10 protein-coding genes are annotated in these 12,994 nt (G+C 70.8%); 9 read left to right on the forward strand and 1 reads right to left on the reverse strand.

The genetic code is table 11. From position 1 onward, the window contains the following. The first annotated feature begins 19 nt into the window (after window positions 1-19). From ftsW to ACZ3X1_RS07365, 9 genes are all read left to right on the forward strand, one after another. Window positions 20-1,390, forward strand: a complete 1,371-nt coding sequence (gene ftsW, locus ACZ3X1_RS07325) for a putative lipid II flippase FtsW (protein WP_356813195.1) — start codon at window positions 20-22, stop codon at window positions 1,388-1,390. A 6-nt stretch (window positions 1,391-1,396) separates the two neighbouring features. Further along, window positions 1,397-2,491 carry an undecaprenyldiphospho-muramoylpentapeptide beta-N-acetylglucosaminyltransferase gene (gene murG / locus ACZ3X1_RS07330; protein WP_356813196.1) on the forward strand — a complete coding sequence of 365 codons (1,095 nt, stop codon included), beginning with the start codon at window positions 1,397-1,399 and terminating at the stop codon, window positions 2,489-2,491. Between the two features lie 30 nt (window positions 2,492-2,521). Further along, on the forward strand, window positions 2,522-3,376 hold the full coding sequence (locus ACZ3X1_RS07335) for a cell division protein FtsQ/DivIB (RefSeq protein WP_467277475.1): 855 nt from the start codon (window positions 2,522-2,524) through the stop codon (window positions 3,374-3,376). 279 nt (window positions 3,377-3,655) lie between these two features. Next, window positions 3,656-4,861: a cell division protein FtsZ gene (ftsZ, locus tag ACZ3X1_RS07340; protein WP_385912334.1), complete on the forward strand. Its 1,206-nt coding sequence runs from the start codon at window positions 3,656-3,658 to the stop codon at window positions 4,859-4,861. A 17-nt stretch (window positions 4,862-4,878) separates the two neighbouring features. Then, window positions 4,879-5,646 (forward strand): peptidoglycan editing factor PgeF, encoded by a 768-nt coding sequence (gene pgeF, locus ACZ3X1_RS07345; protein ID WP_362631148.1) that lies wholly within the window; start codon window positions 4,879-4,881, stop codon window positions 5,644-5,646. Next, a complete protein-coding gene (locus ACZ3X1_RS07350; protein ID WP_467277482.1) occupies window positions 5,633-6,352 on the forward strand; it encodes a YggS family pyridoxal phosphate-dependent enzyme in 720 nt (239 codons plus the stop codon). Before pgeF ends, ACZ3X1_RS07350 begins: the two co-directional genes overlap by 14 nt. Before the next feature lie 149 nt (window positions 6,353-6,501). Beyond that, window positions 6,502-7,119 carry a cell division protein SepF gene (locus ACZ3X1_RS07355; RefSeq protein WP_356813199.1) on the forward strand — a complete coding sequence of 206 codons (618 nt, stop codon included), beginning with the start codon at window positions 6,502-6,504 and terminating at the stop codon, window positions 7,117-7,119. 60 nt (window positions 7,120-7,179) lie between these two features. Continuing rightward, window positions 7,180-7,476 (forward strand): YggT family protein, encoded by a 297-nt coding sequence (locus ACZ3X1_RS07360; RefSeq protein WP_030664053.1) that lies wholly within the window; start codon window positions 7,180-7,182, stop codon window positions 7,474-7,476. An 82-nt stretch (window positions 7,477-7,558) separates the two neighbouring features. Then, window positions 7,559-8,752, forward strand: coding sequence for a DivIVA domain-containing protein (locus ACZ3X1_RS07365; protein ID WP_467277485.1), 1,194 nt, complete (start codon window positions 7,559-7,561; stop codon window positions 8,750-8,752). A 749-nt stretch (window positions 8,753-9,501) separates the two neighbouring features. On the opposite strand, the gene ileS is transcribed toward ACZ3X1_RS07365, so the two are convergent. Further along, window positions 9,502-12,660, reverse strand: a complete 3,159-nt coding sequence (gene ileS / locus ACZ3X1_RS07370; protein WP_467277488.1) for an isoleucine--tRNA ligase — start codon at window positions 12,658-12,660, stop codon at window positions 9,502-9,504. Window positions 12,661-12,994: the final 334 nt, after the last annotated feature.

Below are 12,994 nucleotides of genomic sequence, written 5' to 3' on the forward strand. Positions count from 1 at the left end.
GTGGAGGGGAAGATCACAGATGCCGGCCAAGCAGATGCTGCCGGGGCGGCGGCCGTCCGCCGTGAAGGCGCAGGGCCGCAAGCGCCCCGGCGTGAGCGTGAAGCGCCCGACGCGGCCCGCCGGGCGCGGGCCGCTGGCCGGTCTGCGGCGTACGCAGCAGCAGTTGCGCAGGGCGTGGGACCGCCCGCTCACCGCCTATTACCTGATCTTCGGAAGTTCCCTGCTCATCACCGTGCTCGGTCTGGTGATGGTGTACTCCGCCTCCATGATCAAGGCCCTCCAGCTGGGCCTGGGTGACGCGTACTTCTTCAAGAAGCAGTTCCTGGCCGCCCTCATCGGCGCGGGCCTGCTGCTGGCCGCCTCCAGGATGCCGGTCAAGCTGCACCGGGCGCTGTCCTATCCGGTGCTCGCCGGCACGCTGTTCCTGATGGTCCTGGTCCAGGTCCCCGGGATAGGGGTCTCGATCAACGGCAACCAGAACTGGATCTCCCTCGGCGGCCCGTTCATGCTCCAGCCCAGCGAGTTCGGCAAGCTGGCGCTGATCCTGTGGGGCGCCGACCTGCTGGCCCGCAAGGGCGACAAGGGCCTCCTGAGCCAGTGGAAGCACCTCCTGGTGCCGCTGGTCCCCGTGGCCTTCCTGCTGCTCGGCCTCATCATGCTGGGCGGGGACATGGGCACCGCGATGATCCTGGGCGCCATCCTGTTCGGCCTGCTCTGGCTCGCGGGGGCCCCGACGCGGATGTTCGTCGGCGTACTGGCCTTCGCGGCTGCGATCGTCGCGCTGCTCATCAAGACCTCTCCGCACCGGATGGACCGCCTGGAGTGCATCGGTGCGACAGAACCGGGCAAGAACGACCTTTGCTGGCAGGCCGTACACGGGATCTACGCCCTCGCGTCGGGCGGCTGGTTCGGTTCCGGGCTGGGTGCAAGTGTGGAAAAATGGGGTCAACTACCCGAAGCCCACACCGACTTCATCTTCGCCATCACGGGGGAGGAACTGGGACTGGCGGGGACGCTGTCGGTCCTCGCCCTGTTCGCGGCTCTAGGCTATGCGGGTATCCGCGTGGCCGGACGCACGGAGGACTCCTTCGTACGGTTTGCCGCGGGAGGCGTGACCACCTGGATCACGGCGCAGGCCGTGATCAACATCGGTGCGGTGCTCGGCCTGCTGCCGATCGCCGGAGTCCCGCTCCCGCTGTTCTCCTACGGGGGGTCGGCCCTGCTGCCGACCATGTTCGCGGTCGGACTGCTCATCGCCTTCGCGCGGGAGGAGCCGGCCGCGCGCGCGGCCCTCGCGATGCGACAGCCGAAGACCGGCTGGAGGCGGACCGGGGTGAGATGGAAGTCGATGAGACGGCGCGTCAAGAAGCGTCCGTCCGGAGAGCGGTGAATTTCGGTGCATGTCGTACTCGCCGGTGGGGGGACCGCCGGCCACATCGAGCCGGCGCTCGCCCTCGCGGACGCCCTGCGCAGGCAGGACCCTTCAGTGGGCATCACCGCCCTGGGCACCGAGCGCGGACTCGAAACCCGCCTGGTGCCGGAGCGCGGCTACGAGCTGGGGCTGATCCCCGCCGTACCGCTGCCCCGCAAGCCCACCCCTGAGCTGATCACCGTCCCCGGACGGCTGCGCGGCACCATCAAGGCCGCGGAGGAGATCCTCCTGCGCACCAAGGCCGACTGCGTCGTCGGCTTCGGCGGCTACGTGGCCCTGCCCGGCTACCTCGCGGCCAAGCGGCTCGGAGTGCCGATCATCGTCCACGAGGCCAACGCCCGGCCCGGACTGGCCAACAAGATCGGCTCCCGGTACGCGCACGCCGTCGCGGTCTCCACGCCCGACAGCAAGCTGCGCGGCGCCCGCTACGTGGGCATCCCGCTGCGCCGGTCCATCTCCACCCTCGACCGGGCCGCCGTACGCCCCGAGGCGCGCGCCGCGTTCGGCCTGGACCCCAACCTGCCCACGCTGCTGGTCTCCGGCGGCTCGCAGGGCGCACGCCGCCTCAACGAGACCATCCAGCAGGTCGCTCCGACCCTCCAGCGCTCCGGCGTGCAGATCCTGCACGCCGTCGGGCCGAAGAACGAACTGCCGCGTGTCGACAACATGCCCGGGATGCCGCCCTATGTGCCGGTACCGTACGTGGACCGGATGGATCTCGCGTACGCCGCCGCCGACATGATGCTGTGTCGCGCGGGAGCGATGACCGTCGCCGAACTGTCCGCCGTCGGGCTGCCCGCCGCCTACGTCCCGCTGCCGATCGGCAACGGCGAACAGCGGCTCAACGCCCAGCCGGTGGTCAAGGCCGGCGGCGGCCTGCTCGTGGACGACGCGGAACTGACGCCCGAGTGGGTGCTCGGCCAGGTCCTCCCGGTGCTGTCCGACCCGCACCGCCTGTACGAGATGTCCCGCGCCGCCGGTGAGTTCGGCCGCCGGGACGCCGACGAACTGCTGGTCGGCATGGTGTACGAGGCGATCGCAGCCCACCGGTCCCGCTGACGCGGGAGCACGGACGCAGGAGGCACAGGAGTGGCCGGAGCGACGACCGCACAGCGAGGCACACCGTCTCCTGATCGGCCCGGCCGGCCGCCCCGCAAGGGCGCCGGCTCTACCGAGCCGCCCAAGAGCCCGAAGCCCGCGAAGCCCGTGAAGTGGAGGGTCCCGCGGGGCCCCGGCAAGCAGTTGCGCCGGGTCCCCGCGCTGGCCTCCCTGGCCGCCGCGGTGCTCCTCGTCGCGGGCGGCAGCTGGGTCCTCTACGGGTCCTCCTGGCTCCGCGTCGAGAAGGTCACCGCCACCGGCACCGACGTGCTCACCCCCGAGCAGGTGCTCTCCGCCGCGGCCGTGCCGGTGGGAGCGCCCCTCGTGGGCATCGACACGGACGAGATCGAAAGCCGCGTACGGGGCCGTCTGCCCCGCATCGATTCGGTCGATGCGGTGCGGGCTTGGCCGCACGGAATCGGACTGAAGGTGACCGAGCGCAAACCCGTCCTGCTCATCAAAAAGGACGCCAACTTCGTGGAAGTGGACGCATCGGGTGTGCGATTCGACACGGTTCCGAAAGCACCCGCGGGTGTTCCGGTCCTCGAATTGAACGCGGGAGGCTCCCCGAGCGCCCGCCGCTTCGACGAAGAGCGGTTGCTGCACGAGGCCGTGCTCGTCGCCGGATCCCTCCCGGCGCCGATCGCCGGGCAAACCGTGCAGGTCAAGGTGGGTTCCTACGATTCGATCGTGCTGGAGCTGACCGGGGGCCGGTCCGTGCGGTGGGGCAGCGGCGAACAGAGCGGCGCGAAGGGGCGCGCGCTGACCGCTTTGTTGAAAGCCGCGCCGAAGGCCGCTCACTTCGACGTGAGCGTTCCCACCGCCCCTGCTGCGGCCGGGAGTTGACGTCAGGTCGAACAGCGACGCACCCTGGTTGGCCAGCGATACGGGTGATCACATAGGGTGAAAAGAAAAACGGGAGGTTCGGCGTGTTCGTTGAACACGCGCTACTTGTCGACTTAGTGTCCTGTTCGGAAGAGTCCAAGGAACAGACACACCCCTAACCCTAAACTTCAGGGTGAGGGTTCGGGTCGGCGCGTTCGGACCGTCCCTATTTCGGCATCAGTCGTCGCAACGCAGGCCCGCGAGGCGGCGACACGTAACTCGAGGCGAGAGGCCTTCGACGTGGCAGCACCGCAGAACTACCTCGCAGTCATCAAGGTCATCGGTGTCGGCGGCGGTGGTGTCAATGCCATCAACCGAATGATCGAGGTCGGTCTCAAGGGCGTCGAGTTCATCGCCATCAACACGGACGCGCAGGCGCTGTTGATGAGCGACGCCGACGTCAAGCTCGACGTCGGCCGCGAACTCACCCGCGGCCTCGGCGCCGGCGCCAACCCGGCGGTCGGTCGCAAGGCGGCAGAGGACCACCGCGAGGAGATCGAGGAGGTCCTCAAGGGGGCCGACATGGTCTTCGTCACCGCCGGTGAAGGCGGCGGCACCGGCACCGGCGGCGCACCCGTCGTCGCCAACATCGCGCGTTCGCTGGGCGCCCTGACGATCGGTGTGGTCACCCGGCCGTTCACCTTCGAGGGCCGGCGCCGCGCGAACCAGGCGGAGGACGGCATCGCCGAGCTCCGCGAAGAGGTCGACACCCTCATCGTCATCCCCAACGACCGCCTGCTGTCCATCTCGGACCGCCAGGTCAGCGTCCTGGACGCCTTCAAGTCGGCGGACCAGGTCCTGCTCTCCGGCGTCCAGGGCATCACCGACCTCATCACCACCCCGGGTCTGATCAACCTCGACTTCGCCGACGTCAAGTCCGTGATGTCCGAGGCCGGCTCGGCCCTGATGGGCATCGGCTCGGCCCGCGGCGACGACCGCGCGGTGGCCGCCGCCGAGATGGCGATCTCCTCGCCGCTGCTGGAGGCGTCCATCGACGGCGCCCGCGGCGTGCTGCTCTCCATCTCCGGCGGCTCGGACCTCGGTCTCTTCGAGATCAACGAGGCCGCGCAGCTGGTGAGCGAGGCCGCGCACCCCGAGGCGAACATCATCTTCGGCGCCGTCATCGACGACGCGCTCGGCGACGAGGTGCGGGTCACCGTCATCGCCGCCGGTTTCGACGGCGGACAGCCCCCGGCCCGACGGGACAACGTCATCGGAGCCGCGTCCACCAAGCGCGAGGAGCCCGCCCCGGCTCCGGTCCGCGCCGCCGAGCCGGCCCGCCCGGCCTTCGGCGGACTCGGCACGGTCCCCCCGCGCGAGGAGCCCCCGGCCCCCGTCGAGGCGGCCCCGGTCGAGGCCCAGGCCCCCGCGCCGCAGGTCCCCACGGCCCGGCCGTACCAGGACAGCCCGGCCGAGGAACTGGATGTCCCGGACTTCTTGAAGTGACACCGGAGCAGCATCACGTGGGCGGCGCCCACTTCGCCTTCACCGACCGGTGGGGCGGAGTGAGCGCCGTTCCGTACGAAGAGCTCAACCTCGGCGGCGCGGTCGGAGACGACCCGGCCGCCGTTCTCGCGAACCGGGCCCTGGCGGCGCGATCCCTGGGACTCGACCCGGACCTGGTGGTCTGGATGAACCAGGTGCACGGCCGGGACGTCGCGGTGGTCGACGGCCCGTGGGGTGCGGACACCGCGATCCCCGCCGTGGACGCGGTGGTGACCGCCCGTCGTGGACTCGCCCTCGCCGTGCTCACCGCCGACTGCACGCCCGTCCTGCTGGCCGACCCCGTCGCGGGGATCGCCGCGGCCGCCCACGCCGGGCGGCCCGGACTGGTCGCCGGGGTGGTGCCCGCGGCCGTGGAGGCGATGGTCTCCCTCGGCGCCGAACCAGGGCGGATCGTCGCCCGTACCGGACCCGCGGTCTGCGGGCACTGCTACGAGGTGCCGGCCGAGATGCGTGAGTCGGTGGCGTCGGTGGTTCCCGCCGCCCGGGCCGAGACCAGCTGGGGCACACCGGCGGTCGATGTCGTCGCGGGGGTGCACGCGCAGCTCGCGGAGGCGGGGGTGGTGAACGGCCTGCGTTCACCGGTCTGCACACTGGAGTCGCGGGACCACTTCTCGTACCGTCGCGACCGGGTCACCGGCCGGCTGGCCGGATATGTCTGGTTGACGGAGCTTTCCCGGGGGGAGTACCCCCGGACCCCGGGGGAAAAGAAGAATGACGGATCGTAAGTCGGAGCTCGCCGGGAACCTGGCGCGGGTGGAGGAACGTATCTCGTCCGCCTGCGCCGCGGCGGGCCGGGAGCGCGGGGAGGTGACCCTCATCGTGGTCACCAAGACCTACCCGGCGAGCGACGTACGACTGCTGGCGGAGTTGGGCGTCCGTCATGTTGCCGAGAATCGCGACCAGGACGCCGCCCCCAAGGCCGCGGCCTGCGCGGATCTGCCGCTCAGCTGGCACTTCGTCGGCCAGTTGCAGACCAACAAAGTCCGTTCCGTGGCGGGATACGCGCATGTGGTGCAGTCGGTCGACCGGCCCCGGCTCGTGACCGCCCTCTCGGCGGCCGCGACCGGCGCCGGCCGTGAACTCGGCTGCCTCGTCCAGATCGCCCTCGACGCCGAGTCGGGCGAGCGGGGTATCCGGGGCGGTGCCGCACCGGAGCAGCTGGCGGAGTTGGCGGACCTCGTCGCCGGGGCACCGGGACTGAGGATCGACGGACTGATGACCGTCGCACCGCTGTCCGGCCACTACGCGGGACGCGAACAGGCCGCTTTCGAGCGGTTGATGGAATTGTCATCCCGCCTGCGCGCGAACCATCCGACTGCCACGATGGTGTCGGCCGGGATGAGCGCAGACCTGGAACAGGCCGTTGCGGCCGGTGCGACACATGTACGCGTCGGCACTGCGGTACTCGGCGCGAGACCCCGGCTCGGGTAACGTCGCGAAGAAAGTCGGACCACAGCAGAAAATATGGTCATTCCCGTCGATGAGCGGGCAGACCACGTGGATCGCGGGCAGTTGGTGACATTCGTGACACGGCGGCACCTGCGACAGGGCGATCCACCACAGAGCGGAGGACTCGGAGAATGGCCGGCGCGATGCGCAAGATGGCGGTCTACCTCGGCCTCGTGGAGGACGACCGGTACGACAACCCGGGGTACGACCCCGATGACGAGTTCGAGCCCGAGCCGGAGATCGAGCGGGCTCGGGAGCGGGATCGCCGACAGCAGCCCGTGCACCAGTCGCCCGTATCGGACGAACCGGTACGAGCCGTACAGCCTCCGGCGCAGCGGGAACCCATCCCAATTCCGGTGGAAAACGGACGTCCTGCGCGAATTGCCCCCGTGGCATCCATCACACCTGATCGCACGAACCTGGAGAAGAACGCCCCCGTGATCATGCCCAAGGTCGTCTCCGAGCGGGAGCCGTACCGCATCACGACACTGCACCCCCGGACCTACAACGAGGCCCGTACCATCGGGGAACACTTCCGTGAGGGCACTCCGGTGATCATGAATCTCACGGAGATGGACGACACGGACGCCAAGCGTCTCGTGGACTTCGCCGCCGGACTCGTGTTCGGTCTGCACGGCAGCATTGAACGCGTGACACAGAAGGTGTTCCTGCTGTCGCCTGCTAACGTCGATGTCACGGCGGAGGACAAGGCCCGCATCGCGGAGGGCGGGTTCTTCAACCAAAGCTAGACCGATCCGTCAGATACGGGACCGGGAACAGATCGGGAAACGGGGAGAGGGAAGCGCGGGATGGGCATCGCACTGCAAGTGGTCTACGTCGTGCTGATGTGCTTCCTGATCGTGCTGATCTTCCGACTGGTCATGGACTATGTGTTCCAGTTCGCACGTTCATGGACACCCGGCAAGGCGATGGTGGTCGTTCTGGAGGCCACCTACACTGTCACCGATCCACCGCTCAAGCTCCTTCGGCGGTTCATTCCGCCGTTGCGTCTCGGCGGCGTGGCACTCGACCTGTCCTTCTTCGTTCTGATGATCATCGTTTACATCCTCATCAGCTTCGTGAGCACCGCTGCGAGAAGCGTGTGAACGATGAGCTTCCCCGTACGCGCGGGGACGGTCCCGATACGGTCCAGCCGACTGCCGACGACTACGTAGAGGTGAAGAAGACATGCCGCTGACTCCCGAGGACGTGCGGAACAAGCAGTTCACGACCGTCCGCCTCCGAGAAGGCTATGACGAGGACGAGGTCGATGCCTTCCTCGACGAGGTCGAGTCCGAACTGACGCGCCTGCTGCGCGAGAACGAGGACCTGCGCGCCAAGCTGGCTGCCGCCACGCGTGCCGCCGCGCAGAACCAGCAGCAGCAGAGCATGCGCAAGCCCGAGCCCCAGGACCAGCGCGGCCCCGGCGCCCCCGTGCCCGCGGCCATATCCGGCCCGCCGCAGCAGCAGAACCCGCAGATGGGCCCGCCCCAGCTGCCGGGCGGCGCGCCGCAGCTCCCGCCGGGCCCCGGCGGCCAGGGCCAGCAGGGCCCCGGCCCGATGGGCGGCCCCATGGGCGGACCCATGCAGCAGCACCCCATGGGTGGACCGCAGGGCATGGGCCAGCAGCAGATGCAGCAGCAGCAGTCGATGGGCGGCCAGAACCCGCTCGGCCAGCAGATGCAGCCCATGGGCCAGCAGATGCAGCCGATGGGTCAGCAGATGCAGACCATGGGCCAGCAGATGCAGCAGATGCAGCAGCCGCAGCTCCCGCAGCAGGGTGCCGGTGGCGACAGCGCCGCCCGCGTCCTGTCGCTGGCGCAGCAGACCGCCGACCAGGCGATCGCGGAGGCCCGCTCCGAGGCCAACAAGATCGTCGGCGAGGCCCGGTCGCGCGCCGAGGGCCTGGAGCGGGACGCCCGCGCCAAGGCCGACGCGCTGGAGCGGGACGCGCAGGAGAAGCACCGCGTCGCGATGGGCTCCCTGGAGTCCGCCCGTGCCACGCTGGAGCGCAAGGTCGAGGACCTGCGGGGCTTCGAGCGTGAGTACCGTACGCGTCTGAAGTCCTACCTGGAGTCGCAGCTGCGCCAGCTGGAGACCCAGGCGGACGACTCCCTGGCCCCGCCGCGCAACCCGGCCGGTCCCGCGCTGCCCCCGTCGCCGTCGCCCTCGATGGCTCCGGCCGGTGCGATGGGCCACTCCATGGGCGGCCCGTCCATGGGCGGTCCCTCCCCGATGGGCGCCGGTCCGTCCTACGGCGGCCAGCAGCAGATGTCGCCGGCGATGACCCAGCCGATGGCTCCGGTGCGGCCGGCCGCGCCGCAGCCGATGCAGGCGCCGTCGCCGATGCGGGGCTTCCTGATCGACGAGGACGACAACTAAGCGGTACGCCTCGCGGCGCGTCAGCAGTTCGGGCCGGGCCCGGTTCCCCCACGGGGGCACCGGGCCCGGCCCGTTCCCGTTCCCGGCTGCGGGCCGGTGCCTTGGGGGGCGCTGCCCCTGCCCTCCGGCTGCGGGCCGGTGGCCGCGCCTCAATCGCCGGCGGGGCTGGGGTGTGCCCCCCCCCCCTGGCCGGGGGTGTGGCCCGTCGGGTAGGGCGGTGGCTTCGGGTGGGGTGGTGCCCCTCCGGGGGGTCTCCTCGGCTCGGCGCGTGCGGGCATGTCCCGGTTGTGCCCGGTGGTTGCGCCTCGTCCTGCGGGGAGCCCCCGGAGTGTCCCCACCCCACGGCCCCGCTTCGTCCGGGACGGGGCGGGGCCGCCGGGGTGGGGGTGTGGGGTCGGTGGGGGGTGTCCCCGCAGGACGAGCGCGCACCGCCGGGTACGGCCGAGAAGGTCAGTCCCGCGCGAGCCGAGGAGACACCCCCCGGCGGTCCCGCACCCCACCCCCCTGTCCCGACCCCGACCCGGGGGCACACCCCGGCCCCGCCGGCGTTTGAGGCGCGGCCACCGGCCCGCAGCCGGAGGGGATCAGCGGCAGTGCCCGGCGAGGGCAGCGGCGGGCACCGGCCCGCGGCTGGGGATCAGCGGCAGTGCCCCGGCGAGGGCAGCGGCGGGCACCGGCCCGCAGCCGGAGAACGACAGCGGCCCGCCCCCCCCCCGGGAGGGAAGGGGCGGGCCGCTCAAGGGGCCGGGTTACGCCTTGCGGAGGCGGAAGGTCAGACCCAGGGGCTCGTCCGTGAAGGGGTCGCCGTAGGCGGCGTCGGCTTCGCCGGACGCGAAGTCCGTGGCCAGCACCTCGTCCGCGATGAGGCCGGCGTGGTCCGTCAGGGCCGTCACGACCTCCGGGTCCGCGGAGGACCACCGCAGCGCGATCCGGTCCGCCACGTCGAGGCCGGAGTTCTTCCGGGCCTCCTGGATCAGGCGGATCGCGTCACGGGCCAGGCCCGCCAGCCGCAGCTCCGGGGTGATCTCCAGGTCCAGGGCCACCGTCGCGCCCGAGTCGGACGCCACCGACCAGCCCTCGCGCGGGGTCTCGGTGATGATGACCTCCTCCGGGGAGAGGGAGACGGGCTCCCCGTTCACCTCGACCTCGGCGGAGCCGGACCGCAGCGCCAGCGACAGCGCCGCCGCGTCGGCCGCGGCCACCGCCTTCGCCACGTCCTGGACGCCCTTGCCGAAGCGCTTGCCGAGCGCGCGGAAGTTCGCCTTCGCCGTGGTGTCCACAAGGGACCCGCCGACCTCCGAGAGGGAGGCCAGGGAGGAGACGTTCAGCTCCTCCGTGATCTGGGCCTGGAGCTCCGGAGACAGCGCGTCGAAGCCCACCGCGCCGACCAGCGCCCGCGAGAGCGGCTGGCGGGTCTTCACGCCCGACTCGGCGCGCGTGGCGCGGCCCAGCTCGACCAGGCGGCGGACCAGCAGCATCTGCTGCGACAGCGCCGGGTCGATCGCCGCCGTGTCCGCGACCGGCCACGTCGACAGGTGCACCGACTCGGGGGCGTCCGGGGTGACCGGGACCACCATGTCCTGCCAGACCCGCTCCGTGATGAAGGGGGTGAGCGGAGCCATGAGACGGGTGACCGTCTCGACCACGTCGTGCAGGGTGCGCAGCGCGGCCGGGTCGCCCTGCCAGAAGCGGCGGCGCGAGCGGCGGACGTACCAGTTGGACAGGTCGTCCACGAAGGCGGAGAGGAGCTTGCCCGCCCGCTGGGTGTCGTAGGACTCCATCGCCTCCGTGACCTCGGAGACGAGGGCGTGGAGTTCCGAGAGGAGCCAGCGGTCGAGGACCGTGCGGTCCGCCGGTGCCGGGTCGGCCGCGGACGGCGCCCAGTTCGACGTACGGGCGTACAGCGCCTGGAAGGCGACCGTGTTCCAGTAGGTGAGGAGGGTCTTGCGGACGACCTCCTGGATCGTGCCGTGGCCCACGCGGCGGGCCGCCCACGGGGAGCCGCCGGCCGCCATGAACCAGCGGACCGCGTCCGCGCCGTGCTGGTCCATGAGAGGGATGGGCTGGAGGATGTTGCCCAGGTGCTTGGACATCTTGCGGCCGTCCTCGGCGAGGATGTGGCCCAGGCAGACCACGTTCTCGTAGGACGACTTGTCGAAGACGAGGGTGCCGACCGCCATCAGCGTGTAGAACCAGCCGCGCGTCTGGTCGATGGCCTCCGAGATGAACTGCGCCGGGTAGCGCTTCTCGAAGATCTCCTTGTTCTTGTACGGGTAGCCCCACTGCGCGAACGGCATCGAGCCCGAGTCGTACCAGGCGTCGATCACCTCCGGCACCCGCACGGCATCCAGGGAGCAGCCCTCGTGCGTGCAGGTGAAGGTGACGTCGTCGATGTACGGGCGGTGCGGGTCCAGGGCGGAGTGGTCCCGGCCGGACAGCTCGCTCAGCTCGGCGCGCGAGCCGACGCAGGTGAGGTGGTTCTCCTCGCAGCGCCAGATCGGCAGCGGGGCGCCCCAGTAGCGGTTGCGGGAGAGCGCCCAGTCGATGTTGTTGTTCAGCCAGTCGCCGAAGCGGCCCTGCTTGACGGAGTCCGGGAACCAGTTGGTCTTCTCGTTCTCCCGCAGCATCGCGTCCTTGACGGCGGTGGTGCGGATGTACCAGGACGGCTGTGCGTAGTAGAGCAGGGCCGTGTGGCAGCGCCAGCAGTGCGGGTAGCTGTGCTCGTAGGCGATGTGCTTGAAGAGCCGGCCGCGCGCGTCGAGGTCGGCGGTCAGCTTTTCGTCGGCCTTCTTGAAGAAGACGCCGCCCACCAGGGGGACCTCCTCCTCGAAGGTGCCGTCGGGGCGGACCGGGTTGACGACGGGCAGGCCGTAGGCGCGGCAGACCGCGAGGTCGTCGGCGCCGAAGGCGGGGGACTGGTGGACCAGACCGGTGCCGTCCTCGGTCGTGACGTACTCGGCGTTCACGACGTAGTGGGCGGGCTCGGGGAACTCGACCAGCTCGAAGGGGCGCTCGTACGTCCAGCGCTCCATCTCCTTGCCGGTGAAGGTCCGGTCCGTGGCCTCCCAGCCCTCGCCGAGGGCCTTCTCCAGCAGCGGCTGGGCGACGACCAGCTTCTCCGAGTCCTCGGCGCCGGTGCGCGTGGCCACGACGTAGGTGACCTCGGGGTGCGCGGCGACGGCCGTGTTGGACACCAGGGTCCACGGGGTGGTCGTCCAGACCAGCAGCGCCGCCTCGCCCGCGAGCGGGCCGGAGGTGAGCGGGAAGCGGACGTAGACGGAGGGGTCGACGACGGTCTCGTAGCCCTGGGCCAGCTCGTGGTCGGAGAGGCCGGTGCCGCAGCGCGGGCACCAGGGGGCGACGCGGTGGTCCTGGGTGAGCAGACCCTTGTTGAAGATCTCCTTCAGCGACCACCACACGGACTCGACGTACTCCGGGTCCATGGTCCGGTAGGCGTCGTCCAGGTCTACCCAGTAGCCCATGCGGGTCGTGAGCTCGGTGAACGCGTCGGTGTGGCGGGTCACGGACTCGCGGCACTTGGCGTTGAACTCGGCGATGCCGTACGCCTCGATGTCCTGCTTGCCGTTGAAGCCCAGCTCCTTCTCGACGGCGAGCTCGACGGGCAGGCCGTGGCAGTCCCAGCCGGCCTTGCGGGCCACGTGGTAGCCGCGCATCGTGCGGAAGCGGGGGAAGACGTCCTTGAAGACGCGGGCCTCGATGTGGTGCGCGCCGGGCATGCCGTTCGCGGTGGGCGGGCCCTCGTAGAAGACCCACTCGGGGCGGCCCTCGGACTGCTCCAGGGTCTTGGCGAAGGTCTTGCTCTCGCGCCAGAAGTCGAGGACCGCGTGCTCGAGGGCAGGCAGGTCGACCTGGGCGGGTACCGGGCGGTACTGCGGCGGTGTGGTCATGAGGCTGAACTCTTCCTCCGGCGGGATGTCACGTCCGTCCGGAGGGACGAGAGCCGACTGCTGCTCCCGCGGTACCACCCTCCTTGGCCGCCGGACGGATCCGGTGGCCCCCTCATTGGGGTGCGAAGCCGGTTCTACTCGCCCTGCGGGGGACCCGCGGCTTTCTTCCGGCGGCTCAGGGGTGATCCTTCACGTCGCGCTCGCCCCCGGGCTCTCACCGTCCCCGGGTCGCTCCTGGCTGCGTCCGACGCTACTCGTCCCCGTCCATGCCTTTCGCTGGGCCCAGTGTACGGGCCGGGAAGGGACGCGGCAGACCGGTTTACGGGGGCCCGTG

It is taken from the genome of Streptomyces sp. NPDC023541, from assembly GCF_055559995.1.